General features: G+C 69.8%; 25 protein-coding genes. 14 read left to right on the top strand and 11 right to left on the bottom strand.

Going from position 1 to position 25,159, the window contains the following annotated elements; all coding sequences use genetic code 11:
• Position 1: 1 nt before the first annotated feature.
• Complete coding sequence (locus tag RR3_RS17930; RefSeq protein WP_010593696.1) at positions 2–574, bottom strand: TIGR03086 family metal-binding protein; 573 nt, start codon at positions 572–574, stop codon at positions 2–4.
• Positions 575–704: 130 nt separating this feature from the next.
• Here RR3_RS17930 and RR3_RS17925 point away from each other — a divergent pair, with 130 nt between their 5' ends.
• The 3 genes from RR3_RS17925 to RR3_RS17915 are packed head-to-tail and all read left to right on the top strand — an operon-like array spanning position 705 to position 3,654.
• Positions 705–1,700 carry an aldo/keto reductase gene (locus tag RR3_RS17925; protein ID WP_017680815.1) on the top strand — a complete coding sequence of 332 codons (996 nt, stop codon included), beginning with the start codon at positions 705–707 and terminating at the stop codon, positions 1,698–1,700.
• A 42-nt stretch (positions 1,701–1,742) separates the two neighbouring features.
• Positions 1,743–3,077 (top strand): MFS transporter, encoded by a 1,335-nt coding sequence (locus tag RR3_RS17920; RefSeq protein ID WP_017680814.1) that lies wholly within the window; start codon positions 1,743–1,745, stop codon positions 3,075–3,077.
• Positions 3,049–3,654 (top strand): GTP pyrophosphokinase, encoded by a 606-nt coding sequence (locus tag RR3_RS17915; RefSeq protein ID WP_017680813.1) that lies wholly within the window; start codon positions 3,049–3,051, stop codon positions 3,652–3,654. Before RR3_RS17920 ends, RR3_RS17915 begins: the two co-directional genes overlap by 29 nt.
• Before the next feature lie 133 nt (positions 3,655–3,787).
• Here RR3_RS17915 and RR3_RS17910 read toward each other — a convergent pair whose 3' ends face one another.
• The 4 genes from RR3_RS17910 to RR3_RS17895 form a co-directional block, all read right to left on the bottom strand.
• Complete coding sequence (locus tag RR3_RS17910; protein ID WP_010593692.1) at positions 3,788–4,636, bottom strand: 3-hydroxybutyryl-CoA dehydrogenase; 849 nt, start codon at positions 4,634–4,636, stop codon at positions 3,788–3,790.
• Between the two features lie 60 nt (positions 4,637–4,696).
• Complete coding sequence (locus tag RR3_RS17905; RefSeq protein WP_010593691.1) at positions 4,697–5,854, bottom strand: acyl-CoA dehydrogenase; 1,158 nt, start codon at positions 5,852–5,854, stop codon at positions 4,697–4,699.
• 158 nt (positions 5,855–6,012) lie between these two features.
• On the bottom strand, positions 6,013–6,750 hold the full coding sequence (locus tag RR3_RS17900) for a TetR family transcriptional regulator (protein WP_010593690.1): 738 nt from the start codon (positions 6,748–6,750) through the stop codon (positions 6,013–6,015).
• A 72-nt stretch (positions 6,751–6,822) separates the two neighbouring features.
• Positions 6,823–8,466 (bottom strand): acyl--CoA ligase family protein, encoded by a 1,644-nt coding sequence (locus tag RR3_RS17895; RefSeq protein WP_017680811.1) that lies wholly within the window; start codon positions 8,464–8,466, stop codon positions 6,823–6,825.
• Between the two features lie 149 nt (positions 8,467–8,615).
• Here RR3_RS17895 and RR3_RS17890 point away from each other — a divergent pair, with 149 nt between their 5' ends.
• The 3 genes from RR3_RS17890 (at position 8,616) to RR3_RS17880 (ending at position 11,961) form a co-directional block, all read left to right on the top strand.
• Positions 8,616–9,506, top strand: a complete 891-nt coding sequence (locus tag RR3_RS17890; RefSeq protein WP_082061355.1) for a helix-turn-helix transcriptional regulator — start codon at positions 8,616–8,618, stop codon at positions 9,504–9,506.
• A 221-nt stretch (positions 9,507–9,727) separates the two neighbouring features.
• Positions 9,728–10,420, top strand: coding sequence for an ATP-binding cassette domain-containing protein (locus tag RR3_RS17885; protein WP_228287123.1), 693 nt, complete (start codon positions 9,728–9,730; stop codon positions 10,418–10,420).
• Positions 10,417–11,961 carry an ABC transporter permease gene (locus RR3_RS17880; protein ID WP_010593686.1) on the top strand — a complete coding sequence of 515 codons (1,545 nt, stop codon included), beginning with the start codon at positions 10,417–10,419 and terminating at the stop codon, positions 11,959–11,961. Before RR3_RS17885 ends, RR3_RS17880 begins: the two co-directional genes overlap by 4 nt.
• Positions 11,962–11,974: 13 nt before the next feature.
• Here the strand turns inward: RR3_RS17880 and RR3_RS17875 are convergent, their stop codons facing one another.
• Genes RR3_RS17875 through RR3_RS17865 form a run of 3 tightly spaced genes read right to left on the bottom strand, consistent with a single transcriptional unit; the run spans position 11,975 to position 14,213 of the window.
• Complete coding sequence (locus tag RR3_RS17875) at positions 11,975–12,304, bottom strand: cupin domain-containing protein (protein ID WP_010593685.1); 330 nt, start codon at positions 12,302–12,304, stop codon at positions 11,975–11,977.
• Positions 12,301–13,515, bottom strand: coding sequence for a sensor histidine kinase (locus RR3_RS17870; RefSeq protein WP_010593684.1), 1,215 nt, complete (start codon positions 13,513–13,515; stop codon positions 12,301–12,303). The genes RR3_RS17875 and RR3_RS17870 overlap by 4 nt, the downstream gene beginning before the upstream one ends.
• Positions 13,512–14,213, bottom strand: coding sequence for a response regulator (locus RR3_RS17865; protein ID WP_026137774.1), 702 nt, complete (start codon positions 14,211–14,213; stop codon positions 13,512–13,514). Before RR3_RS17865 ends, RR3_RS17870 begins: the two co-directional genes overlap by 4 nt.
• 205 nt (positions 14,214–14,418) lie before the next feature.
• On the opposite strand from RR3_RS17865, the gene RR3_RS17860 reads away from it, so the two are divergent.
• The 7 genes from RR3_RS17860 to RR3_RS17835 all read left to right on the top strand — a co-directional run bounded on the left by RR3_RS17860 (position 14,419) and on the right by RR3_RS17835 (position 21,190).
• A complete protein-coding gene (locus RR3_RS17860; RefSeq protein ID WP_010593682.1) occupies positions 14,419–14,649 on the top strand; it encodes an SHOCT domain-containing protein in 231 nt (76 codons plus the stop codon).
• 57 nt (positions 14,650–14,706) lie between these two features.
• Positions 14,707–16,236 (top strand): multicopper oxidase family protein, encoded by a 1,530-nt coding sequence (locus RR3_RS17855; RefSeq protein WP_010593681.1) that lies wholly within the window; start codon positions 14,707–14,709, stop codon positions 16,234–16,236.
• A gap of 30 nt (positions 16,237–16,266) precedes the next feature.
• The gene (locus RR3_RS17850; RefSeq protein WP_010593680.1) at positions 16,267–16,716 is read left to right on the top strand and encodes a hypothetical protein; all 450 of its coding nucleotides are present in this window, start codon (positions 16,267–16,269) and stop codon (positions 16,714–16,716) included.
• A 171-nt stretch (positions 16,717–16,887) separates the two neighbouring features.
• Positions 16,888–17,094 (top strand): YgaP family membrane protein, encoded by a 207-nt coding sequence (locus RR3_RS17845; RefSeq protein ID WP_010593679.1) that lies wholly within the window; start codon positions 16,888–16,890, stop codon positions 17,092–17,094.
• Complete coding sequence (locus tag RR3_RS24690) at positions 17,091–17,342, top strand: hypothetical protein (protein WP_010593678.1); 252 nt, start codon at positions 17,091–17,093, stop codon at positions 17,340–17,342. The genes RR3_RS17845 and RR3_RS24690 overlap by 4 nt, the downstream gene beginning before the upstream one ends.
• A gap of 99 nt (positions 17,343–17,441) precedes the next feature.
• Positions 17,442–18,560 (top strand): YVTN family beta-propeller repeat protein, encoded by a 1,119-nt coding sequence (locus tag RR3_RS17840; protein WP_010593677.1) that lies wholly within the window; start codon positions 17,442–17,444, stop codon positions 18,558–18,560.
• Positions 18,561–18,751: 191 nt separating this feature from the next.
• A complete protein-coding gene (locus tag RR3_RS17835) occupies positions 18,752–21,190 on the top strand; it encodes a heavy metal translocating P-type ATPase (protein ID WP_010593676.1) in 2,439 nt (812 codons plus the stop codon).
• Positions 21,191–21,468: 278 nt separating this feature from the next.
• On the opposite strand, the gene RR3_RS17830 is transcribed toward RR3_RS17835, so the two are convergent.
• Positions 21,469–21,735 carry an SHOCT domain-containing protein gene (locus RR3_RS17830; protein WP_010593674.1) on the bottom strand — a complete coding sequence of 89 codons (267 nt, stop codon included), beginning with the start codon at positions 21,733–21,735 and terminating at the stop codon, positions 21,469–21,471.
• Between the two features lie 444 nt (positions 21,736–22,179).
• Between RR3_RS17830 and RR3_RS17825 the strand changes: the two genes are divergently transcribed.
• Positions 22,180–22,893: a DUF305 domain-containing protein gene (locus RR3_RS17825; RefSeq protein WP_017680803.1), complete on the top strand. Its 714-nt coding sequence runs from the start codon at positions 22,180–22,182 to the stop codon at positions 22,891–22,893.
• A gap of 102 nt (positions 22,894–22,995) precedes the next feature.
• Here the strand turns inward: RR3_RS17825 and RR3_RS17820 are convergent, their stop codons facing one another.
• Together RR3_RS17820 and RR3_RS17815 are read right to left on the bottom strand one after the other, a co-directional pair.
• Complete coding sequence (locus tag RR3_RS17820) at positions 22,996–23,826, bottom strand: F510_1955 family glycosylhydrolase (protein ID WP_026137771.1); 831 nt, start codon at positions 23,824–23,826, stop codon at positions 22,996–22,998.
• 48 nt (positions 23,827–23,874) lie between these two features.
• Positions 23,875–25,152, bottom strand: coding sequence for an MFS transporter (locus RR3_RS17815; protein WP_228287229.1), 1,278 nt, complete (start codon positions 25,150–25,152; stop codon positions 23,875–23,877).
• Positions 25,153–25,159 lie beyond the last annotated feature (7 nt).

Raw genomic sequence — 25,159 nt, 5'->3', positions numbered from 1 at the left:
CTCATCGCGTTCCTCCCGGCCGGGGGTCGCGCCCGGTCAGCGCCAGCAACCGGTCCTGCAGGGGCGCGTCGTCGGGCATCGGCACCGGCGGCGCGAACAGCCCGCTCGCACCCAGCATCTCGCGCTGTGGCTGCAGGTCCTCCCAGACGGCCGTCACCAGGTCGGGGTCGAGGGTCTCGTCGGCGCCGACGGCCCGCGCCAGATCCCAGGTGTGGATCGCGATGTCGCCCACCTGCTGTCGCAGATAGTCCCGCGCGGGGACCATCCCGTACGACAGGTGTACCTGTCTGTCCGGATCGGTGGACGCCCACGCGACGGACGCGTCGACCGCGTGCCGGTCCCACTCGGCCGACAGGTCGTCGCCGAGGGGGACGAGGTCGGCCTCCGCCTCGGCGATCGTCTTTCCGGCGAGGAGGGGCGGCACCCACCGTTGCTCGTCCACCACATGCCGGACCAGCGTGGCGACGTCCCATTCGGTGTCGGGGGTGGGGGCGGACCAGTCGGTGACCGCCGAGAGCCGGTTCTCGAAACCCTGCCGGGCGATGCGCTGCAATTCGAGCCAGTCGTACGACATGGATTCAGCGTAGGCGGGTGGTGGCGACGGCACCGGGTTTCCCGGACGTGCGCCGGATGCCGATGTTCGGAAGGATCGAGCAGGCGCGCCCGGCGCGCCTCCCGCTCGTCCGACATGCACTGGAGAATTCATGCCCGTCCCCACCGTCGCCCTCGCGCCCGGCCTGACCGTCAGTGCCCAGGGATACGGCGCGATGTCCGTCTCGCCCGCCTACGGCCCGGTCGACCTCGACGAGGCCCTCGCCACGCTGCATCACGCGGTCGATCTCGGCATCACGTTCGTCGACACCGCCGACGTCTACGGCGACGGCACCAGCGAGCGGGTCGTCGGGAAGCTGCTGAAGGATCGCGGCGACGAGGTGCAGGTGGCCACCAAATTCGGCCTGGTCGGCGCGCTGGGTACCGGCAACCGCGGTATCGACGGCCGCCCCGAATACGCGAAGCGGGCGATCGACGAGTCCCTGAGCCGGCTCGGGGTGGACAGCGTCGACCTGTACTACCTGCACCGCGTGGACCCGACCGTCCCGATCGAGGACACCGTCGGCGCCCTCGCCGAGCTGGTGCAGGCGGGCAAGATCCGGCACATCGGCCTGTCCGAGGCCACCGGCGACGAGTTGCGGCGCGCGCACGCCGTGCACCCGATCGCCGCGATCCAGTCCGAATGGAGCATCGTCTCCCGTGACGTCGAGAAGAACGTCGTGCCGACGGCCGCCGAGCTGGGCATCGGATTCGTGCCGTACTCGCCGGTCAGCCGGGGTCTGCTCACCGACGACTTCGACGCCGGACAGATCGGCGACCGGGATCTGCGCCGGCGTTTCCCCCGGTTCGACGCCGAGGCGCTGCCCGCCAACCTGCAGGTGCGCGCCGCGGTGCGCGCGGTCGCGGACGAGGCGGAGGCGACCGTCGCCCAGGTGGCGCTGGCGTGGCTCGACGCCAGGGCGCGGCAGTTCGGGTTGCCGTCGATCGCGATCCCGGGCAGCCGCTACGCCGCGCGCGTCACCGAGAACGCCGGGGCACTCGACGTGCGGCTCACCGACGAGCAGCTCGTCCGGCTCGACGCCCTCGCCGACACCGTCGTGGGCGGGCGGGCCGCGGACCCGACCTGGGTGTCGTGGGGCCGGGAGTGACTACCGGCGGGTAGACGCCTCGCCGCGTAGGGTCGTTTCATCATGAAACGGGTGTGGTGGGTGTGGGGCGTGGGTGTCTTCGCCTATGTCGTGGCCGTCATGCATCGCACGTCGTTCGGCGTGTCCGGTCTCGCCGCCACCGAACGTTTCGACATCACTCCGGCCGTGCTCTCCGGATTCGTGGTCCTGCAGATCGTGGTGTATGCGAGCATGCAGATCCCGGCCGGGGTGTTGCTCGACCGGTTCGGTTCGCGGGTGATGATCGCCTCGGGTGCGGCGATCATGGCGTCGGCGCAGCTGGTGCTGGCGTTCACCGAATCCCTGCCCGCCGCCTATGCGGCCCGAGTCTTCGTCGGCGCGGGCGACGCGCTCACGTTCATCTCGGTGCTCCGACTGGTGCCGGTGTGGTTCGACGTGCGACGGGTGCCGCTGGTCTCCCAGCTCACGGGCATCCTCGGGCAACTGGGGCAGGTGCTCTCGGCGCTGCCCTTCGTGCTGATCCTGAACGGATCGGGGTGGAGCGCGGCCTTCGCGAGCGCTGCCGCTCTGGGGGTGCTCGCGTGCGTGCTCGCCGTGGCCGTGGTGCGCGATGCACCGCCCGGCGTGGTCGTGCGGACCCAGGCTGCGGGGATGCGGCAGGTGCTCGGGCAGCTCGGGGTGGTGTGGCGCCGGCCGGGGACGCGGCTCGGGTTCTTCACCCACATGGGGACCCAGTTCTCCATCACCACGTTCGCGTTGTTGTGGGGCATGCCGTATCTCCAGTCGGCGCAGGGACTGTCCGCGGCCGCCGCCGGTTCGCTGCTCACCCTCTCCGTGGTGTCGGCGATCGCGGCCGGCCCGGTGCTCGGGATCCTCAGCGGCCGCTTCCCGCTGCACCGCTCGTGGCTGGTGCTGTCGATCATGGTGAGCAACGCGGTGATGTGGACGATCGTGCTGCTGCTGCCGGCGCCGGCCCCGATGTGGCTGCTCGTCCTGCTGATCGTGATCATCTCGGTCGGCGGGCCCGGGTCTATGATCGGATTCGACTATGCGCGGACATTCAACCCGAGCACCGCGCTCGGCACCGCCCAGGGCATGGTCAACATCGGCGGATTCCTGGCGTCCCTGCTGGTGATCCAGGCGATGGGGGTGATCCTGCAGCGTCTCGGTGGCTACACCTTCGAGGCGTTCCGGGTCGCCTGGCTGGCGCAGTATCCCGTGTGGATCGTGGCGATCGTCGGGGTGCTCGTCACCCGCGGCAAGGCTCGCCGCGAGGCGGGCGTATCGCCGCGGACGTTGCGGCAGGTGCTGCGCGACGGTCGTCGCGCAGGGCCGGCGAATCCGCAGACGCGCGTCGAGGAGGCTGGCGATGACGGGGATCGGACCCGAGCGGACTGACAGCCCCCGACGGGATCCGGCCGGTGTCGGCAGGTCCGGCGGATTCGCCCTGGAGGACTTGCGGACCAAGGTCGGAATCGTGCGGGACGAGTTCGTCGATCGTCACGGCTACGACCCCGTCGAACACGTCGAGTCGTGGACAGCCGCTGCCGCGCCGTCGTCCGGGCTCGCCGGAATCCGCATCACGTGCGGAGTGAACGCCGACGTGTACCGGCTGCGGGATCTGCTCGCCGTCCGGCGGGACGTGCGGGTGGTGGAGGCGCGGGACTACATCAGACGCGCGGGTCCCGACGGATACCGGGGTCTGTGCCTCGTCGTGGAGGTTCCGGTGGCACGGTCGGACGGCGTGCGCGCGGTGCGCGTCGAGGTGCAGATCCGCACCGGGATCATGGAATCGTGGGAGTTCGTGGCGACCCGGCTGCGCACCGGATTCGCCGATCACCTGCCGCCGGAGATGCTCGACGAGCTGGGCGCGGCAGCCGAGCGTGCCCGCGACCTCGACTCGCGGATCGGCGCCCTGCACCGGCGCATGGAGGACCGCATCGCCGGGTCGCAGCAGGAGGCGCCGCCGGCCTAGGCCCGGCCGTGCACTTGCGCGCGCAAAACCTTGTCGCGCGGGCATTTACGGGCGCATACAGCACCACCCCGCGCGGGGACGACGACGGCACGGACCCCCGCCGAGAACTCGACGGGGGTCCGCGGTGTGAGGCTCAGTTGTAGCTGTAGAAGCCCTGGCCGGTCTTGCGGCCGAGACGGCCGGCGTCGACCATGCGGCGCAGCAGCGCCGGCGGCGCGTAGTGCGGCTCGGCGAACTCGTCGTACAGCGACTGGGCGGCGTTGAGCGTGACGTCGAGGCCGACGGTGTCGATGAGGGTGAGCGGACCCATCGGGTAGCCGCAGCCGCCCTTCATCGCGGCGTCGATGTCTTCCTTCGTCGCATAGCCCGACTCGAGCATCCGCACGGCGGAGGTCAGGTACGGGATCAGCAGCGCGTTGACGATGAAGCCCGCGCGGTCGCCGGCGCGGACCGTCGTCTTGCCGAGGGTGTTCTTGACGTAGTCGAAGACGGCGTTCGCCGTCTCCTCCTCGGTGGTCAGCGCCGAGATGATCTCCACCAGCGGCATCACCGGCACCGGGTTGAAGAAGTGCACACCCACGACCTGACCCGGACGCGACGTCGCCTGGGCCATCTTGATCACCGGCAGCGACGAGGTGTTGGTCGCCAGGATGCCGGACGGCTTCACGACCGCGTCGAGCTTGGTGAAGATGTCGACCTTGAGCGACTCGATCTCGGGCGCCGCCTCGATGACGAGATCACGGTCGGCGAGATCGGTGACGTCGGTGGTGACGCGGACCCGCGCGACGGCGGCGTCGGCCTCCTCCTGCGTGATCTTGCCGCGGGCGACGCCCTTGCCGATCGAGCCGGCGACACGCTTGCGTGCCGCCTCGGCGAATTCCTCGCTGGTCTCGAGCACGATGACGTCGCTGCCGGCCTTGGCGCACACCTCGGCGATGCCGGCACCCATCGTGCCGCCACCGACCACGCCGATCAATTCCACTGCCACGGGGGATTCTCCTCGTTACGAAGGTTGGACCAGGGTGAACTTACTGCCGCGGGGTCAGCGCAGCAGCGCGCGGGACATGACGACCCGCTGGATCTGGTTGGTGCCCTCGTAGATCTGGGTGATCTTGGCGTCGCGCATCATGCGCTCGACCGGGAAGTCGGTGGTGTATCCGGCGCCGCCGAACAACTGCACGGCGTCGGTGGTGACCTCCATCGCGACGTCGGACGCGAAGCACTTGGCGGCGGAGGAGATGAAACCGAGGTTCGGCTCGCCGCGCTCGGCGCGTGCCGCCGAGGTGTACACCATCAGGCGTGCGGCCTCGACCTTCATGGCCATGTCGGCGAGCATGAACTGCACGCCCTGGAAGTCGGAGATCGGCTTGCCGAACTGCTTGCGGTCCTTGGTGTAGGCGATCGCGGCGTCGAGCGCGCCCTGGGCCAGGCCCACGGCCTGCGCACCGATGGTGGGCCGGGTGTGGTCCAGCGTGGCGAGGGCGGTCTTGAAGCCGGTGCCGGGCTCGCCGATGATGCGGTCGCCGGGGATGCGGCAGTTCTCGAAGTACAGCTCGGCGGTCGGGGAGCCCTTGATGCCGAGCTTCTTCTCCTTGGGACCGACCACGAAGCCCTCGTCGTCCTTGTGGACCATGAAGGCGGAGATGCCGTTGGCGCCCTTGTCGGGGTCGGTCACGGCCATGACGGTGTACCAGCTGGACTTGCCGCCGTTGGTGATCCAGCACTTCGAGCCGTTGAGGATCCAGTCGTCGCCGTCGGCCTTGGCGCGGGTACGCATACCCGCGGCGTCCGAGCCGGCCTCCCGCTCGGACAGCGCGTACGACGCCATCTCGCCCTTGACCAGGTCGGGCAGGACCTTCTGCTTGAGTTCCTCGGAGCCGGACAGGATCAGGCCCATGGTGCCGAGCTTGTTCACGGCCGGGATCAGCGAGGACGAACCGCAGACGCGCGCGACCTCCTCGATGACGATGCAGGTGGCGACGGAGTCGGCGCCGTCGCCGCCGTACTCCGTGGGGACGTGGATCGCGTTCAGGCCGGACTTGTTGAGGGCGTCGAGCGCCTCCTGCGGGAAGCGGGAGTTCTCGTCGACGTCCTTGGCGAAGGGCGCGATCTCCTTCTCGGCCAGCGCGCGGATCGCGGCGCGAAGCTCGTCGTGCTCCTCGTTCAGCTTGAACAGACCGAACTCCGGGTTGAAGGCCATGACGGCGGACTCCTATCGGCACGCAGTGCCAGTATCTGAGTTGGTGTCGCCTTCACCCTAGCGGACGTAGGGCGCGCGACGTCATGAAATTGCATCAAGTGAAGCACGGCACTCAGTGCCAAGTCAATGGCTGTGCTGGTCGGTTGTCCCCCGCGACGTCAGTCCGGTGTCCCCTCGAGCTGCGCCTGCACCCGACGGGCGACCTCCGCAGGCGGGGTACCCGGCGGATAGGTCACGACCGTGATCGCCCGCTCGCCGGTGGCGTGCGCGGCATCGGGGGCCCCGCCCTGTCCCGGTGCGACACCGAACGACCGTCGCACCTCGAGCAGCGCGCGGCGCAGTTCCTCCGCCGTCGCGGACTCGTCGCCGCGGATCATCGCGCGCAGCAGGAAGTTGTGCGTCGCGGTCATCGCGGCCGCGAAGCTGACGATCCGCACCCCCGACTCCGACGGCACGGCGGAACGCAGGTAGTCGGTGAACAGCCGCTCGTAGCGGTACGTCGTGACCAGCTCCCGCTCACGCAGCGCGGGCACCCGCTGCACCACCCGGTACCGCCACACCGCAAGCTCCCGCTTGTCCCGGAAGTGCCCGAACACCAGCTCCGCGGCCTCGGCGGTGGCCGCCCACGGATCCGCGAAATGCCCCGACAGGTACCGCGCGACCTGCTCGAGCAGCGACTCGTGATCGGCGAAGATCACGTCCTCCTTCGAGCGGAACTGCCGGAAGAAGGTCCGGCGCGAGACCCCCGCGGCCGACGCGATCTGCTCGACGGTGGTCGACTCGTAGCCGTACTCGGAGAACAGGCGGATCGCCTGCGTCACCACGTGCACCCGGAACTGGGCGGGATCGGGGCCGGTCGCGTCGATGCGGCGGGTGGAGTCGGGACCGAGTGCCATGGTTGTCAGTATCCAATCCGCCGCATCGAAGTCGAAACGGCCGCGCCGCCGATCCTTGCGCCGCGGCCGGCCTCAGGCCTGTGGCGAGTGCGCGGCACGCAGCTCGAACTTGAGGATCTTGCCGGTCGGCGTGCGCGGCAGGTCCAGCGGGAACACGATCTCCCGCGGCACCTTGTACCCGGCGAGCAACGTGCGGGTGTAGGAGATGAGTTCCTCGGCCGTGACGGTCTCGTCCTTCTTCAGGATCACGAACGCCTTGGGCCGCTCGCCCCACTTCTCGTCGGGCACGCCCACCACCGCGACGTCCAGCACGGCCGGGTGGCTCACGATGGCCTGCTCGACCTCCACGGTGGAGATGTTCTCGCCCCCGGAGATGATGATGTCCTTCGCGCGGTCCTTGAGCTGGATGTAGCCGTCCGGGTACATCACGCCCAGGTCGCCGGTGTGGAACCAGCCGCCCTCGAACGCCTTCGCCGTGGCTTCCGGATCCTTGAAGTAGCCCGCCATGACGTTGTTGCCGCGCAGCACGATCTCGCCCATCGTCTGCCCGTCGGCGGGCACGTCGTTCATGTTCGCGTCGACGACGCGCGCGTTCTCCGCCTGCAGCATGCCCACGCCCTGACGCGACAGCAGCGCCGCGCGTTCCTCGGCGGGCTTGTCGTCCCACGAGTCCTGGTACTCGCAGATCGTGTACGGCCCGTAGACCTCGGTCAGGCCGTACACGTGCACCACGGTGACGCCGATCTTCTCGAGCTGGGCGATCACCGTCGGCGACGGCGGCGCACCCGCCGTGGTGATCCGCAGCGGCCGGTCCAGCCGGTGGGCCTGCGGGGCTTCGGCGATGGTCGAGCACACCGCCGGAGCGCCGCACAGGTTGGTGACCCCGAGGTTGTCGACGGCGTCCCAGATCGCGTCGGCCCGCACGGCCCGCAGGCAGATGTGCGTACCGCCGGCCGCGGTGACGGCCCACGGCGTGCACCACCCGTTGCAGTGGAACATCGGCAGGGTCCACAGGTACTGCGTCTTCCCGTCGAACCCGTTGTGGAACGTCTCGCCGAAGGAATTGAGATACGCGCCGCGGTGCGTGTACATCACGCCCTTCGGCTTGCCGGTGGTGCCCGAGGTGTAGTTCAGGGTGATGACCTGTTCCTCGTCGTCGACGCCCCAGTGCAACGGGGTGTCGTCGAGCCCGTCGGCGGCAGCGAGGAACTCGTCGTACCGGGCGGTGACGATCCCGGCCGGAACGTCCGGGTACGGAACCGTCGAATCCGGCACCTCCACGACTTCGGTCAGCGACGGCACGCTGTCCGCGAGACCCGCGACCGATCCGACGAACTCCGAGTCGACGAACAGCAGCGACGCCTCGGCGTGACCGAGGATGTACTCGAGCTCGGGTCCGGCGAGCCGTGAGTTCAGCGCGATGAGCACCCCGCCGGCGAGGGGCACCGCGAAGTGCGCGATGAGCAGTTCCGGCACGTTCGGCGCCAGGAACGCCACCCGGTCGCCGGGCTGGATGCGGCTGCGCAGAACCCGTGCGAAGCGCTGTGCCTCGTCGGCGAACTGCGCGTACGTGTAGCGGCGGTCCCCGTGGATGATCGCGGTGCGATCCGGGAACACGGACGACGATCGCTCGAGGAACCGCAGCGGGCTGAGCGGGGTGTGGTTCGCCGTTCGGGCGGCGGTGCTGGACGTGAGGGTGGACGACGGGGTGGACACGGATACCTCCGGAACTTCGGCACTCGGTCGGTGTACGCCATTGTGATCGCTGCAACACCGGAACGGGTGGAGGCTATGGGTCACGGGAGATCCCCCGCTACCCTCCGAAGTGGGTATTCGTGGTCTCGGAGGTGGTTCCGGTGAGTTCTGTGTCGGAGAGGCTCGGGGCGTCGACTGCTGCGCCGACGGGTCGGCACGCGCAGCTGCGGCCGAGCGACGAGGACGCGCTGCGCGCCGAGCTGCGCCGCCTCCAGACCTCCACGGGGATGCCCGTGCTGTTCGGCGGCACCGTGCACGGCGGGGACATGTTGCTGTCCGGGTTCGTCGGCACGCGCAGCGGCATCCTCCGCGACCTGGTGATCAGCTCCGAGTGCGGGCTCGGCGGCAAGGTGGTCGCCGAGCAGCGGCCCGGCGCGGTGTCGGACTACTTCAACTCCCGCCAGATCTCCCACGAGTACGACCGCGAGGTCGCGGGGGAGGGCATCGAGTCGCTGCTCGCCGTGCCGGTGGTGGTGCGCCGCCGCACCCGCGCCGCCCTGTACGGCGGCCTGCGCACCAACCTGCCCATCGGCGACGTCGTCGTCGAGCAGGTGCTGCGCTCGGCCCGCACCCTCGCCCGCGAGATCGAGATCCGCGACGAGGTGGACCGGCGGGTCGCTCTCATCGACAACGCCCGTGCCGCCGCCCCGCCGGCCGTGTCCGCGGCGGTGTCGGAGGGCATCACCGAGAGCTACCTGGCCCTGCGGGAGATCGCGGCACAGACGTCCGACCCGGCGATCGAAGCGCGCCTGCGTGAGGTCGAGGAGAAGCTGCGGACACTGACCGGCGGCAATGCGGCACCGGCGGTGCGGCTGTCGGCGCGGGAGCGGGATGTGCTGGCGTACGTGGCGCTCGGGTGCCGCAACGCCGAGATCGCCGAGCGGCTGGCGCTGAGTGTGGAGACCGTCAAGAGCTACATGCGCAACCTGATGGGCAAGCTCGAGGTGGGCAGCCGGCACGAGGCGGTCGTCGAGGCCCGTCGGCAGGGCCTGCTGCCCTAGCGAAGCTTTGTCGCAGCCCACCTGCGTAGCGGACCGAGTCGGATTCCCGGCTCGGCGCCAGCCGGTAGCGGTGGGCAGCACCGGTATCGGATGAGCTTCTTCAACAGATCTTCACGGGATTTCGTGCCCGACTACAGAAGTGGACACCTACGGTGGGTGAACCCGCCGCAACCGCGGTCGGAGAAGGCGCCGGTGGCGCGCGCATGCCTCCGAGGTGAGAGATGTCTGCACCCGAAGCTGGTTCTGCGGAATCCGTAGGTGGATCGGGTGGTTCGACCCAGGCCCCGCTGCTGACGGCAGAGGGGGTCGAGAAGAGTTTCGGTCGTGGCTGGTGGCCGCGGCGGCACCGCACCGCGGTGCTGCGCGGGGCGGAACTGGAGTTGCACCCCGGCGAGGTGGTGGGGTTGGTGGGGGAGAACGGCTCGGGCAAATCGACGCTGATGAAGATTCTCGTCGGGGATCTGCGGGCCGATGCCGGCAGTGTGCGTCGTCCGCGGCGACTGGGCTATTGCCCGCAGCAGCCGGTGGTCTACGACCGGCTCACCTGCGACGAGCACTTCGAGTTGTTCGGACGGGCGTACCGGATGAGTCCGGAGGCCGCGCACCTCTCCCGCGGCCGCCTGTACACCGCGTTGGGGTTCGACCGCTACGCCGGTACCCGTGCCGACCGGTTGTCCGGCGGGACGCTGGCGAAACTGAACCTGGGGCTGGCGCTGCTGGCCGATCCGGAGGTGTTGTTGCTGGACGAGCCGTATGCCGGGTTCGACTGGGACACCTATCTGCGGTTCTGGGAGATCGTGGCGCAGCGTCAGCAGGCGGGTCGCTCGGTGCTGATCATCAGTCATTTCGTGGCGGACGAGCAACGGTTCGATCGCATCGTCGATCTGCGGGAGGGGCGGACGGTGCCGCGATGATCCTCACCCCCACCGCGCGGTCCGCGGTCGACGATGTCCGGGCGCTGAGCGGCCGGTTCCTGGCCGACTACGCCCGCAACCCGGTGAATCTGCTGGTGCTGGTGGTTGTGCCGGTGGTGTTCGTGATCGTTGCGGCCGGCGCGATGGCCGATGCGGCCCGGCTGCTCGGGGGTGCGAGCGGCCCGGCGGTGGAAACGGCGACGGCCGGGTGGGCGGCGGGTTTCCTGGCCGGGATCGCGATGTACTTCCAGATCAATGCCGCCCGCGCGGCGGACCGTCGACTGGTGTCGGCGGGCCTGACGGCACGGCGGCTGGTGCTGGCCCGGCTCGGTACCGGAGTGGTGTTGGCGGTGCTGGTCTCGGCGGTGGCGTTGCTGGCGCTGGCGGTGCGGGTCGGAATCGATGCTCCGGTGCGGGTGACGGTGGGCACGATGATGTTCGCGGTGATCTATCTGGCCATCGGGGCGATGGTCGGGGCACTGGTGCGCAACCCGGTCAACGGCACCGTGCTGATCCTGTTCGTTTGGATCGTCGACGTGTTCTTCGGGCCGGCGATCGGCTCGGCGCAGCGGGTGGCCACCCGCGGATTTCCCACCCACTTCGTGACGCTGTGGATGGTGGATGTGCCTTCCCGACACGGCGGGAAGGTCGGGGACCTGGGATGGGCACTGGTGTGGATGGCCGGGGCGCTGCTGCTCGGGGCGATGGTGGTCACCGCCACCGTCGGGGGATTGCACGGGCACCGCAAGCGCACCGGCCGGGGTGGGCGGGCGGACCGGTTCTCGGTCGGTCTGACCATGGGATTGCGGGACTGGCGCCGCAATCCGGTGCTGTGGGTGCTGCTGGTGGTGGTGCCGATCGTGTTCATCGCCTTGTCGAAGGCGATGACCGTCCCCGAGTTCGGAATGTTCTCCCTGGTCGAGGACGGACAGGCGGTGACGGAGGTGTTCTGGCTGCCGGACGTGCATGCCGGGACCATGACTCCGATCGCGATTGCGTCGCTGTCGGCGCTGGCCGGGTTGTTCGTGGTGCTCGATGCGCGCAGCGGTGATCGGCGACTGTCGCTGGCCGGCTTCGGCGCCGGGGTGCTGCTGGCGGTCCGGTTGACGGTGATCGCGGTGGCGGCGATGGTGGTGACCGCCTCGTCGTTGCTGGTCACCGCCGCGGTGTTCGATGCCCGTCAGTGGGGCCTGTACGCGGCCGGGAATCTACTGCTGGCATGGACCTACGGGCTGGTGGGCGTGTGCCTCGGGCCGCTGTTCGGGCGGGTCGGCGGCGTGTTCATCGCGTTCTTGGTGCCCTTCCTGGATCTGGGGATCGGGCAGAGTCCGATGCTTCGTCCGCAGCCGCCGCAGTGGGCGCAGCTGCTGCCCGGCTACGGCGCGACCCGGATGATCCTCGACGGCGGGCTGACCGACAGCTTCGACACCGCCGGCCCGCTGCTGGCCGCGTTGGGGTGGCTGGTCGGGCTCACCGCGGTGGCGGCCTGGTTGTTCCGCCGGGCCCCGGCAAGCACACCGCGGCCCGGCGCCGGGCTCTGAACCACCCGGCAGGTCAGTAGCTGGCAACGGTGAGCAGCGCGACCGTGTCGGCGACGGCGTCGATCCGGTGCCGGGTGCGGGGCAGGGCGATCAGGTCCCCGCCGCGCCCGTCCCAGCTCGCCTGGTCGGCGACGACCCGCAACCGCCCGCGCAGGATGTACACCGTTGCCTCACCGGGACCGACGTGCTCGGCCGTGGACTGCCCGGCCTGCAACACCATCAGAGTCTGCCGCAGCACATGGTCGTGCCCACCGTAAACGGTTTCGGCACTTCGACCGCTGGATGCGGTGGCGGCATGCGCGGCCAGGTGCCGGGCGAGCGCGTCGAGCGAGAGCTTCCTCATCGCCGCCCCCGTCCGCTGGTGCCGGCCTGCGCGGTACCGCGGGCAGGGATGGTGCGCGCGGTGCTGCGGGCACCTGCGGCGGCGGTGGCGGGCAGGCGCACGGTGAATCGGGCGCCGGTTCCGGGTCCGCCGCTGGAGGCGGTCAGCGTACCGCCGTGGGCCTCGACCAGGGCGCGGGCGATGGTCAACCCGATGCCGCTGCCCCCTTCTTGCCGGCGACGGGAGGGGTCGGCACGGTAGAACCGGTCGAACAGGTGTCTCAGGTGTTCGGGGGCGATGCCGTCGCCGGTGTCTGTAACGGTGATCTCGACGTCGCTGTCGACGGTGGTGGCGGCGAGGGTGACCGTGCCCCCGGTCGGCGTGTGCCGCAGGGCGTTGTCGAGCAGATTGCCCAGCACCTGCCCGATCCGATCCGGGTCGGCCGTGACCGCGTCGGGGTGCTCGACGTCTTCGACAAGCGCAACGCCCTTGGCGGCGTAGCGGTCGGCGGCGACGCGGACGGCGGCGTCGACGAGGGAGCGGGTGTCGGTGCGCGCGGGCGTGACGGACAGCCGGCCTTCTTCGGCACGGGAGACGGCGCCCATGTCCTCGGCAAGCCGTCCGAGCCGGGCAGTGCTCGACCGTAGGACCGCGAGGGTCTCGGCGTCGGGAACCCGGATGCCGTCTTCGAGGGCCTCGATGTGGGCATCGAGTGTGGCCAGCGGGGTGCGCATCTCGTGCGCGAGATCCGAGAGCATGCGCCGCCGGGTGGTTTCCACCGAGTCCAGCCGATCGGCGAGCTTGTTGAATGTTTCGGCGAGCTGGTCGAACTCGTGGCCGAGACCGGGGCCGGGCAGACGCACGTCGTAGTGGCCGCCGGCGATCTCGGTGGCCGAGGTGGCCACGCCGGTGACCGAGCGCTGCACCCTGCGGGTGAAATACCAGCTCACCGCCAGCGCCATCAGCGCCGAGACCACCAGCGCGATGGCCAACGAGATGATCATCGCCGAAGTGAACGCCTCCTCGACGTGCGCCGCCTCGGTCGAGACGTGCTCGATACCGGCCTGCTGGAGGTGATTGTGGAACAGTCCCGGGGCGACGGCGGCGGCCACCAGCCAGGCGCTGATTGCGCCGCCGACGACGACGATCGCTTGCGCGGCCAGTAGTCGGCTGCCGAAGCCTGCACTGCGACGCCCGGACCTCCGTCCTGCGGCCGCGGGTGGGGTCGTCATTGCCCGGCTCCCATGCGGTATCCGACCCCACGCACGGTGCGGACGAACACCCCGCGGGTGGCGTCGTCACCGAGCTTGCGACGCAGATGCCCGATGTGCACGTCGACCAGGTGTTCGTCACCGACCCAGCTCGGCCCCCACACCGCGGTGATGAGCTGCGCCCGGGTGAACACGACGTGGGGGTGCGCCGACAGCGCAGCGAGGATGTCGAATTCGGTGCGGGTCAATGCGATCGGGACGCCGTCGACCCACACCTCGCGTCCGGCGGCATCGAGGGTCAATGATCCGAAGGTACGGCGGCCGGTGTCGGCGCCGGACGACGCAGACGCAATGCTGTCGCCGGTCGAGGGCCGGGGGCGACGCAGCATTGCCTGGATGCGGGCGATGAGTTCGCGGGGGCTGAAGGGTTTGGTCATGTAGTCGTCGGCGCCGACCGAGAGCCCCACGAGGGTGTCGATCTCGTCGGCGCGGGCGGTGAGCATCACGACATAGGCATCGGAGAACGTGCGCAGCTGCCGGCACACCTCGATCCCGTCCAGACGCGGCAACCCCAGATCGAGCACCACGACATCCGGATCGACCTGGCGGGCACGCTCGACGGCAGCGAGCCCGTCGTGTACGAGCGTGATCTCGAAGCCGGCGCGTTCGAGGTAGGTGCCTACCACCGTGGCCAGCGCCATTTCGTCTTCGACGACCAGCGCCCGCAGACCGGTCGGGGGGCCCGGTGCGGTCGCGGCGGGTACAGGGACGAGCTGATCGGAACCGGAGGCCATGGTCCTATCGTGGCCGTCGCAGCAGGCTGGTGGCGACGTTCTTCAGCGAACCTTCATCGAACCCCCACCCCCGGCGTCGGGTAACGCACCCAGACTCGGATGCGAGACTTTCGAGAAGGGAGCAGCCGTGATGTGGGGTACGGGTGCGATGGGCTGGGCCGGCTGGATGGTCATGGGGCTGGTGATGATCGGTTTCTGGGCCCTGGTGGTCTTCGGCATCGCCGCAGTGTTCCGCACCGGTAAGCCACCGCGCCCGACATCGGGGGATCCACTGCGCGTCCTCGACGACCGGTTCGCCCGGGGCGAGATCGACGCCGAGGAGTACCGGGCCCGGCGTCGGGCCCTGCGTCCCCAACCGTGAGTGGCGCCGACCCCGTGTCGTGCGTTGTCGTCGCCAGTCGATCCAGGAGATCGTGTGATGCAGATGTCCCGCCGTTCGTTTCTGCTCGGTGCGTCCGCAGCCGCCGGGGCGATGGCCCTCGGTGGGCTGACCGGCTGCGCCCGCCCCGGTGTGGCGGGAGATCCGGTCGGGCCGAGTGCCGAGGTGGTGCGCCGGCTCGAGGCCCAGCGCCGTACCGCAGGGCAGACGGTGGTCGCCGCGCAGGTGACAGCGCGGCCGGTGCAGGTCGAACTCGGCGGTGCGGTGGTGTCGACCTGGGGATACGGTGACTCGTTGCCCGGTCCGCTGCTGCGAGCCGGAGCCGGAGATCTGCTGCGAGTGCAGGTCGACAATCGGCTCGACGTCGACACCAGCATCCACTTCCACGGCATCGCGATGAGCAACGACATGGACGGGGTCCCGGGACTCACGCAGCAGCCCATCACGGCCGGGGAGTCGTTCACGTACGAATTCACCGCCCCGCACCCAGGCACCTACTTCTACCACTCGCACAGCGGGCTGCAACTCGACCGCGGACTGTACGGAGTGGTGGTGATCGACGATCCGGCCGAGCCAGGCGGTTACGACGACGAATGGGTCGTCGTGCTCGACGACTGGGTCGACGGCACCGGTCGAACCCCCGAGGATGTCGCCCGCGAGCTCGGCATGCCGGCCCCCGGCCGGCCCGCCCCCCGCACGGGTGGGATGGGCTCGATGATGGACCACGGCGCGATGGGCGACATGGGCTCGATGATGGGTGCAGAGAGCATGCGCTCGGACCTGCTCGGCGGCGCCGGCGATGTGAACTACCCGTACTACCTGCTCAACGGCCGCACCCCTGTCGACCCGGTGACCTTGACCGCCGCGCCGGGACAGCGGGTGCGGATCCGGCTGGTCAATGCCGCCTCGGACACCGCCTTTCGCGTCGGGCTCGGCGGACATGCGATGACCGTCACCCACAGCGACGCCTTTCCTGTGACACCGGTCGACACCGACGCGGTGTTGCTCGGCATGGGCGAACGGTTGGATGTGCTGGTCACCCTCGCCGACGGGGTGTTCCCGCTCTTCGCCGACGCCGAAGGCAAACCCGGTCATGCGGTGGCCGTTGTGCGCACCGCCGCCGGGACAGCCACCACCGATACCCGGCCCGACGAGCTGGATCGACTGGTGCTGCTCGGTACCGACCTGTCCCCGGCCGAGCAGGTTCGCCTGCCCCGACGCTCCCACGACAACTACCTGAGCGTCGACATGGGCGGCACGATGATGCCGTACCGGTGGATGCTCAACGGCGCCACCTTCCCCGACGCCGCGCCGCTGACCGTCGCCGAGGGACAACGGGTGCGGATGCGGCTGCGGAACATGTCCGACATGTTCCATCCGATGCACCTGCACGGCCACACCTTCGCCCTGGTCGACGGCGGAGCCCGCAAGGACACCGTGACGGTGCGCCCGATGCAGACCGTGGAGATCGAGTTCGACGCCGACAACCCCGGCCAGTGGGCCCTGCACTGCCACAACGCCTACCACCAGGAAGCCGGGATGATGACGACCCTGTCCTACCGCGCCTGAAGAAGCGCCTGGAGACAACGGAGCCTGCGTATGACAACTCCTCCCGGTGACCGTCCCGGCACCGCCGAAGCCACGAGTATCCCCTCGGCGGCCCTGCCGTCACACAAGCGTCCGCTGGCCGCAGCCTGGAACGCCGTGTCCGCGACCCTCGGCGCGGTGATGGGGCTCGTGCCGCACGTGCTGCATCACGTGGGCCTGATCGCCGGCGCCGCGCTGGTCACCGGAGCCGGGGGCAACCTGTTGTTCTTCGCCCTCGGGGTGGTGCTCTCGATTCCGTTGCTGCGCCGACTGTATCGGCGGTTCGCCACCTGGAAGGCCCCAACGATCGCCCTGGTGGTGTTCGCGGTGATGTTCGCGTTGTCGGCGTTCGTGATCGGACCGGCCCTGACCGGCCGCTCGGATCCCGATCCGGCGCCGGGACCGAGTCCGGTGCCGACCTCCACCGTTCCGGCCGACCACGGCGAACACCACGGCGGTTGAGCAACTGGCACCGCAGGATCGGCCGGTACGGGTCCGGGCCACCTGCGATGCCCACCTCCGAATCTTCAACCGATCTTCACGGAACCGCCAGCCGAAACACGTACCGGGACCGGAAGAGTCATCGGTGGGCGTGGTACTTCCACCCGCACATCGCCGATCCGAGGAGGCGAGATGGTCGACGCGCCGGGAGTGAACATCACCGGAGTCGAACGCGTGGGGCGGATGTTCCTCGGCGGCGCCACCGGATGGACCGTCGTGCCGGCGGTGCTGCCGCCGGCGGCCGGGGTGGACCTGCCGGTCACCGCAGCGATCGGACACTGGCCGCTGTACCACGAGTTCAGCTGCGTGCCGACGTCGTCGAGGACGGAATCGCGATGAACGAGACGAACGCACACGACTGGCGTCCCAGGGAATCGGTGGCCTCCGACCCCCCGACGGAACCGGCGGGCACCGGGGGACGGATCCGTCACCGCTGGATGATGCTCGTCTGCTGCGTACCGATGTTGATCATTGCCGGGGTGCTGGTAGTGACCGGAAATGTGAGCGTCGGCGGGCTCGTGTTCGCGGTCGTCTGCGTGGCGATGATGGCGATGATGATGGCCTCAGCCGGCAGTCACCGCCATTGACCGTCCCCGAACTGCTGCCGGAGGTGCAAGGTGAACGTCATCGGTGAGCCGGTTGCGTCCCGACCGTCTCTTCGGTCCCGACGTCGGCGCCGGAGTGCGGTGACCGCCACGGTCTTTCTCACGGCGGTGGCGCTGGCAGGGTGTTCCGAGGAAAGCGGTCCCACCCCGGGTCCGGCCTCGACGGCGGCCACCTCCGGCCCGCCCGGGCCTGTGACCGGGTCGGTGTGGGTCGCCGACGAGGACGGCAACAGCCTCACGGTCCTGGACGCGGCCACCGACGAGGTGGTGACGACCGTGACCGGGGTGGACTCCCCGCACAATGTTCAGGTCGGGCGCGACGGTGCGACCGTGTACACCGTCAGCGGTGACGACCGGGTGATCGAGATCGATCCCGCCACCTATGCGGTGCGCGCCGTCGCGCCCACCGGTGCAGCGCCGGCACACGTGATCGACGCACCCAACGGCAAGGTGTACGTCACCGATGCGGGGAACGGCACGGTCTCGGTGTTCGCGACCCCCGGACTGCAGCCGGCAGGGCGAATCGAGCTCGGCGGGATGCCGCACGGTCTGCGGCCCGCGGCCGGCGGCTCGGTGATCGTGGTCGCCGACACCGCAGCCGGCGTGGTGCACGTGATCGACCCGGCCGCCGATCGGGCCATCGGGGCGGTACCCGTCGGCGCCGCCCCGGCTCAGGTCGCGGTCACCGGCGACGGACGGTTCGCCTACGCCGGGACCACCGAGCCGGCCGCGGTGGTCAAGGTGGATCTCGCTGCCCGCCTGGTCGTGGGTGCCGCTCCGGTGCCGGCCGCGCCCGTGCAGCTGTACCTGTCCCCGGACGAGAAGACCGTGGTCTCCGCAGACCAGGGCACCCGGCAGCAGCCCGGGAGCACCCTCTCGGTGATCGATACAGCCGAGATGACGATCCGCGGGGCGGTCGGCACCGGCGCCGGTCCGCACGGGGTGGTGATCGATCCCTCGGGTACGCGGGCGTGGGTGACGAACACTTACGACGACACGGTGTCCGTGGTCGATCTGCCCAGCCTGTCCGTGGTGGCGACCGTGCCGGTGGGCGAGCGGCCCAACGGGGTCAGTTTCTCTCCCCGCTCGCCTGCGGTGGCCGGCAGCCGCACCCAGTTACCGCTTCCCACGTCGACCACCCCCGGTCACGGCACCGACGAGGGGGCCGAGCGAGAGCATTCGGACGAACACGGACCCTGACCCGAGACCCGGAGTTCTTCAACGAATCTTCATCCAACCGCCAGAAGATGCCACGGCGGGGCCGAGCAGACTCGGACACGGTCGGCGACGAGCGTGTATCGGTGCCGACCATCGGTAGCGGTATCGGAGCATCGCACCGCGCAGAGGGCGGGCATTGCGTGCCCGGCCATGAGAGGGAGGGACCGGATCGTATGAACCGAACCACCGTTCTGGAAGTAGGCGGCCTGCACTGGGCGACGTCGACGTCGGCCATCGAATCCACCTTGCTGCGCCGACCGGGGGTGTCCGCGGTGGAGGCGAATGCGGTGAATCAGACCGCCACTGTCACCTACGACTCCGACCGCACGTCGGTGGTGGAGCTGTCGGGGTGGGTGCGGGACTGCGGCTATCACTGCGCCGGACGGTCGGTGCCCGAGCACGTGTGCGACCCGATGAGCGAACCGGCTCCCGGCCCCGGCGCACCCGCACATCCCCCGCACCCGGCGGCGCACAGCCACGTCGAACAACAGGGACCTGCCGGGAAGGAGCACCGCCCCCACGCCGAGCACGGCACCCGCTCCGCCCAGGAGATGATGGGTCACGGCGGGCATGCGGGGATGTCGATGGATGCGATGGTTCGGGACATGCGCAACCGGTTCCTGGTGGCGCTGGCGCTGTCGATTCCGATCATGTTGTGGTCGCCGATGGGCCGCGACATGTTCGGTTTCACGACGCCGGCGCCTTTCGGGTTGCGCGACGACGTGTTCGCCCTGGTGCTGAGCCTGCCGGTGATCTTCTATTCGTCCTGGATCTTCTTCGACGGCGCCTACCGGGCTCTGAAGGCCCGGACCCTGGACATGATGGTGCTCGTCGCCGTCGCCATCGGCGCCGGCTGGCTCTACAGCGTGGGCGTGACCCTGACCGGCGGCGGCGAGGTGTTCTACGAGGCCGCTTCCGTGCTGGCGAGTTTCGTGTTGCTCGGGCACTGGTTCGAGATGCGTGCTCGCGGCGGCGCCAACGATGCCATCCGCACCCTGCTCGAACTCGCGCCCCCGAAGGCGGTGGTGCTGCGCGGCGGTGAGCCGGTGGAGGTCCCCACCGCCGAGGTCGTGGTCGGGGATCTGCTGCTGATCCGGCCGGGGGCGAAGATCCCGGTCGACGGTGTCGTCGTCGAGGGCAGCTCCGAGGTCGACGAGTCGATGGTCACCGGTGAGTCCCTGCCGGTGACCAAGGCCGAAGGCGCGGAGGTGATCGGTGCGTCGATCAACACCACCGGCACCCTGCGGGTCCGGGCGACCAAGGTCGGCTCCGACACGGCCCTCGCCCAGATCGTCGCCCTGGTGCAGGAGGCGCAGAACTCGAAGGCGCCCGGTCAGCGCCTGGCCGATCGGGCCGCGTTCTGGCTGGTCTTGGTCGCCCTGATCGGCGGGGTGAGCACCTTCCTGGTGTGGTGGCTCGTCGACGGTGACGTGCAGAGGGCGCTGCTGTTCGCGATCACCGTCGTGGTGATCACCTGCCCCGACGCGCTGGGGCTGGCCACCCCGACGGCGATCATGGTCGGCACCGGCCTGGGCGCCAAGCGCGGCGTGCTGTTCAAGAACGCCACCGCCCTCGAGACCTCGGCGCGGATCGACACGGTCGTGATGGACAAGACCGGCACCTTGACCAAGGGCGAGCCGGAGGTCACCGACGTCGTGGCCGACGGGCTGCCGGAGGACGAGATGCTGGCCTTGGTGACCGCGGTCGAACGCGAATCGGAGCATCCCCTGGCGGGGGCGATCGTGCGCTACGCGACCGCCCGTGACATTCCAGAGGTGTCGTTGGGGCACTTCCGCAACGTGCCCGGTCACGGCGCGGTCGCCGAGGTGGCGGGCCGGCGGGTGGCCGTGGGCAACCGCAAGCTGATGGTGGCCGAGAACGTCGACTTCGGCGCGTTGACGGACCGGCGCGACCAGCTGGCCTCGACCGGGCGTACCGCGGTGCTCGTGGCGGTCGACGGCCGCGGCGTCGGGGTGGTCGCCCTGGCCGACGCCGCCCGGGAGACCTCGGCCGAGGCGGTGGCGTCGCTGCACGATCTCGGCATCGAGGTGGTCATGCTCTCCGGCGACAACGAGGCCACGGCCCGGCGTATCGCCGGGCAGTTGGGCATCGACACCGTCATCGCCGAGGTGCTGCCCGGTGACAAGGCCGACAAGATCGCCGAACTGCAACGCGGCGGGAAGAAGGTCGCGATGGTCGGCGACGGTGTCAACGATGCCCCGGCCCTTGCGCAGGCGGATCTGGGCATTGCCATCGGTGCCGGCACCGATGTCGCGATCGAAACCGCCGACCTGGTGCTGATGCGTTCGGACCCGCTGGATGTGCCGATCGCGCTGCGCATCGGCCGCGGCACCTTGCGCAAGATGCGGCAGAATCTCGGTTGGGCGATCGGTTACAACACCATTGCGCTGCCGATCGCCGCCGGCGTGTTCGAACCCGCCTTCGGACTGGTGCTCCGCCCGGAGATCGCGGCGCTGTCGATGTCCGGCTCGAGTCTGATCGTCGCGGTCAACGCGCTGATGCTCAAGCGGCTGCAACTGCCGTCCCCACCGCAGGAGCAGCCGGCCCCGCGCCCGGCGCCGGAGCCGATTCCCACCAGTCCGCGCCGCTGATCCTTTTCGGGCCGCTGATCCTTTTCGGGGTGCCGGTGCATCAGTGGGCACCGACGAGAAGTCGGGTGGGCCGGCGTGGCGGTAGAATCGGTGGTGTGGTCCTCGTATACGAGATCGCGCTCGTGCTGGTGGCCGTGCTGATCGTCTGGTTCTCGGTCTATGTGCTGTACCGCCTGGTCACCGACGACTCCACCGGTCGCCACTACCGTCGCTGACACCGCCGCTTCCGGTCCCTGCGCAGCGGACGTGGGCGGAGCGATCGAATCCGATTGCAGGGGTCACGCTTTCGGGTCCGGACGATGGGTGTGCAAGGCGTCGAGACGGCGCCGGTATTCGTCCTCGTCGATCTCGCCCCGGGCGAAGCGCATGGCTACGACCTCTTCCGGCGTCGGGGCATAGCCCGACGGGGGCGGTGTCGACCGGGGAGCCGCGGCGCGCACCAGCATCACGATTCCGACGATCACCAGGGCCCAGAACGCCACCATCCCGACTGTCATGAGCACATAACCCCAACCGCTCATGCCGTCGCCGTACCAGAACATCATCGTCAACCACCCTTCCTCGGTCGGTGCCCGTGCACCGACTGTCCGGCCCCCGCACAGGGCCCACAGTGCCGGTCCCGTGCTCAGCGGCGCGATCCCGGTTCTGCGCTGTCCACGGTGCCCGGCCCGGGTGCGTTCTTCTCCGTCGTTTTCGTGAAGATCTGCTCAAGAACTCCGGTGACGGCCGCTCGGACGCCCGGGTGGAGTTCTTCAGGAAATCTTCACAGAATGGTCCGGGCTGCCACCGGGTGCAGCTGCCAGGCTCGGATCCGAACAAGGTGCACCGGCTCACCGGCCGGTCTGCAGCGCCGGCGCCCGCAGTGGTCCGCGTCCCGACGAGGGGCCCGTAACGGGACCGGGTTTGCCGCCTCCCCTGTGAGGGGATGCTTGCGATATCGCCACCGCGGGGCCTGCCGGTGCGCGTACACAACGGAAAGGAATGTGCTTGTGAGGAAGAAGTCCCTGGCCACCGGCGCGGTGGCAGTTGCCGCGGCGCTCACCCTGGCCGCCTGCAGCGACTCCGGCAACGATCAGGCCTCGCAGGCGAGCCCGTCGGCGACGGCGACCGCGAGTGCCTCCGCCGAGGCTGCCGCCGACCACAACCAAGCCGACGTGACCTTCGCCCAACAGATGATTCCGCACCACAGCCAAGCCATCGAGATGAGCGATGTCATCCTGGCCAAGGAGGGCATCGACCCACGGGTCACCGAACTCGCCCAGCAGATCAAGGCCGCCCAGGGTCCGGAGATCGAACAGCTGCAGAGCTGGCTCGCCGACTGGGGGCAGCCCACCATGCCCATGGGCACGACCAGCATGCCGATGACCACACCGAACATGCCCATGTCGTCACCCGGCATGGAGATGCCCGGTCACGACATGCCCATGCAGTCCACCCCCATGCCCGGCGGCGGACAGATGGGCGGCGGCATGAGCGGAATGATGTCGGCCGAAGACATGGCCGCGCTGCAGAACGCGGAAGGCGTCGACGCCTCCCGCCTGTTCCTGACCCAGATGATCGAACATCACCGCGGCGCGATCGAAATGGCGCAGACCGAGATCGATACCGGGCAGAATCCCGAGGCGGTGGCCATGGCCCGCACCATCGCCGAGACCCAGCAGCAGGAGATCGCGACGATGGAGAACATCCTGTCCTCGTTGTGATCACGAGAGAGTCGGTGAGCTCGCGGGACCGACACGGCAAGGCCCGGCACACACGTGTGCCGGGCCTTACCGGTTTGCTGGGCCGCAGCGCGGCCGGTCGCGTCAGGTCAGGGTGTACAAGGCCTCGGCGGTAGCGGCGTAGGCGGTGTCGAACCCTGTGGCGGTCAGCGCCTCCACCGCCCCGACGAAGACCCGCTGCTCCCAGGCGGCTCCGTCCCGGCTGCGCCAGGCGTAGCCGTCGGTGTCGATGCCCCACAGTCCGTCGCCGGTGCCGGTGAGCAGCACGAGGGCGGGTGTGTCCTCGACCGGGGTGAAGGTGTGTGCCAGGTCGGTGCTGCGCTCGAGCCCGGCCGGCGTGATCGCCCACACCGTGGCCGGGGTCAGCGCCAGGGCCGCAGCCGCCACGGGAGCACCGGCGCTCCAGGTGGTGCCGGCGTCGGTGGATACCCGGATCCCGCGGGTGCCGTCGAAACCGACCACCACCGTGCCGTCCGTGGCCAGAGCATGAAAGTCCACCTCTCCGACCAGGGACCGATCGGTCCAGGTGCGCCCGCCGTCGTCGCTACGGCGCAGTCCCAGCGGGTTCGGACCGGGGTTCGACGGCCCCGGGTGGCCCGAGGCGACCAGGACGTCGCTGCCGGGCACCCCGGCCAGCCCCATCAAGTCGTCGTCGGAGGTGCCGACCTCGGTGGTGGTGCCGGACGGCGCGAGAGCGACCAGTCCGCTGTGGGTGCCGGCCAGGATAGTGCCGGCGGAATCGACGGTCAGCCCGTGCACGTGATCGAGCGTCGGGGACAACGCAACGTGCGGTGCGACGACAGCGCCGGGAGGTGCGGTCGCCGCGCTCCGGGTGTCGGGGGACGAGCACCCTGCCACGAGCAAGGCGGCTGCGGCAATTGCCGACAAGGCGCCCGGCAGGCGGGACACAGACATACGGGGATTCCTCTCTTCGGGCCGGACGAAAGGGTGCCGGCGGGGGCATCATGCCGAGGCCGAGACCTGCTCGTCGGTCGGCGTCGGGGGTGGCGCGGTGAGCCGGCCGGTGCGGTGGAGCAGAAACAGCGCTGCCGCGCACCCGATCCCGATCGCGGTGAGCAGCACCCAGATCAGCCATTCCAGGCCGGCGTCGGCGGCCCACCCGAACACCGCCCCGGTGCCGAGGTTGCCCAGCAGGATGCCGACCCCGACGACGGTGTTGTAGAACCCGTAGTGGGTGGCCACAAGCCGGTTCCCGGAGAGTGCGACGACGGTGTCCATCTCGAACGGGAACACCGCCGCCGTACCGACGGAGAGGATCACCGCCGACAGCACCAACGCCCCCGCGGCCATCGCCCAGCCGGTCCCAGTGGGGGAAGAGAACACCGCTACGGGTACGAACGCGGTCGCCATGACCACCATCCCGACGGCCAGGCTGCGTCCGGGTCCCCACCGGTTGCCGCACCAAGAAGTGATACGTAGCTGCCCGGCGATCGCCACCAGCCCGGAGACCGCGAACAGCGAGGTCACGAGCACCGTGGCCGATACCTGGTCCGGGGCGACGACCTCGGCCTGCAGCGGCAGGGCCAGATACACCTGGAACGAGAGAACGTACGAGCCGATCATCGCCGCCGCGAACAGCACGAACGACCTGTTGGTCACCACCGTGCGCCAGTCGTCGAGTATCGAGGGGCGGGGTCCGGCAGGGGTAGTGGCCTCGACGGTCTGCGCCGGCAGCGCTCGGATCTGCGTCAGCGTCAGCGCCGCGAATACCGCCGCTGCCACCAGCGCGGTGATCCGGAAGTCCACCGCGGTCAACGCCAGACCGACCAGCGGACCGAGCAGGATCCCGGCCTGGTAGAAGACGTTGAACACCGCGAAGGCCTCGACGCGGCGGGGCCCGGCGTCTGCGGCCAGGTATGCCCGCACCGCGGGGTTGAACAACGCGCCGGCGAATCCGGTGGCTGCTGCGGCCACCAGCACCGCCGGCAGCGAGTCGACGGCGGCGAGCAGCACGAACCCTGCGGTCCGTAGCAGGCAACCGGCGACGATGAGCGGCTTGTAACCCAGCCGGTCGGCCAGGGTGCCGCCCACCAGGAACATGCCCTGCTGGGAGAAGTTGCGCACCCCCAGCACCAACCCGACGGCCCAGGCTGCCAATCCGAGCGGTCCGGCCAGGTAGCTCGCCAGGTACGGCATGAGCATGTAGAAGCCGACGTTGATGGAGAACTGGTTGACCATCAGCACCTGGCTGGGGCGGTCGAAACTGCGGAATCGGGTGATCAGCGCC

The organism is Rhodococcus ruber NBRC 15591, from assembly GCF_001894945.1.
Classification (GTDB): Bacteria; Actinomycetota; Actinomycetes; order Mycobacteriales; family Mycobacteriaceae; genus Rhodococcus; species Rhodococcus ruber.
Note: the sequence above shows the minus strand (reverse complement) of the source record. Positions and strands in the feature narration are given on the sequence as shown.

Coding starts and splice junctions, on each gene's coding strand:
- RR3_RS17930 (WP_010593696.1), bottom strand. CDS start 574: ATGTCGTACGACTGGCTCGAATTGCAGCGCATCGCCCGGCAGGGTTTC.
- RR3_RS17925 (WP_017680815.1), top strand. CDS start 705: ATGCCCGTCCCCACCGTCGCCCTCGCGCCCGGCCTGACCGTCAGTGCC.
- RR3_RS17920 (WP_017680814.1), top strand. CDS start 1,743: ATGAAACGGGTGTGGTGGGTGTGGGGCGTGGGTGTCTTCGCCTATGTC.
- RR3_RS17915 (WP_017680813.1), top strand. CDS start 3,049: ATGACGGGGATCGGACCCGAGCGGACTGACAGCCCCCGACGGGATCCG.
- RR3_RS17905 (WP_010593691.1), bottom strand. CDS start 5,854: ATGGCCTTCAACCCGGAGTTCGGTCTGTTCAAGCTGAACGAGGAGCAC.
- RR3_RS17900 (WP_010593690.1), bottom strand. CDS start 6,750: ATGGCACTCGGTCCCGACTCCACCCGCCGCATCGACGCGACCGGCCCC.
- RR3_RS17885 (WP_228287123.1), top strand. CDS start 9,728: ATGTCTGCACCCGAAGCTGGTTCTGCGGAATCCGTAGGTGGATCGGGT.
- RR3_RS17880 (WP_010593686.1), top strand. CDS start 10,417: ATGATCCTCACCCCCACCGCGCGGTCCGCGGTCGACGATGTCCGGGCG.
- RR3_RS17875 (WP_010593685.1), bottom strand. CDS start 12,304: ATGAGGAAGCTCTCGCTCGACGCGCTCGCCCGGCACCTGGCCGCGCAT.
- RR3_RS17870 (WP_010593684.1), bottom strand. CDS start 13,515: ATGACGACCCCACCCGCGGCCGCAGGACGGAGGTCCGGGCGTCGCAGT.
- RR3_RS17860 (WP_010593682.1), top strand. CDS start 14,419: ATGTGGGGTACGGGTGCGATGGGCTGGGCCGGCTGGATGGTCATGGGG.
- RR3_RS17855 (WP_010593681.1), top strand. CDS start 14,707: ATGCAGATGTCCCGCCGTTCGTTTCTGCTCGGTGCGTCCGCAGCCGCC.
- RR3_RS17850 (WP_010593680.1), top strand. CDS start 16,267: ATGACAACTCCTCCCGGTGACCGTCCCGGCACCGCCGAAGCCACGAGT.
- RR3_RS17845 (WP_010593679.1), top strand. CDS start 16,888: ATGGTCGACGCGCCGGGAGTGAACATCACCGGAGTCGAACGCGTGGGG.
- RR3_RS24690 (WP_010593678.1), top strand. CDS start 17,091: ATGAACGAGACGAACGCACACGACTGGCGTCCCAGGGAATCGGTGGCC.
- RR3_RS17835 (WP_010593676.1), top strand. CDS start 18,752: ATGAACCGAACCACCGTTCTGGAAGTAGGCGGCCTGCACTGGGCGACG.
- RR3_RS17830 (WP_010593674.1), bottom strand. CDS start 21,735: ATGATGTTCTGGTACGGCGACGGCATGAGCGGTTGGGGTTATGTGCTC.
- RR3_RS17820 (WP_026137771.1), bottom strand. CDS start 23,826: ATGTCTGTGTCCCGCCTGCCGGGCGCCTTGTCGGCAATTGCCGCAGCC.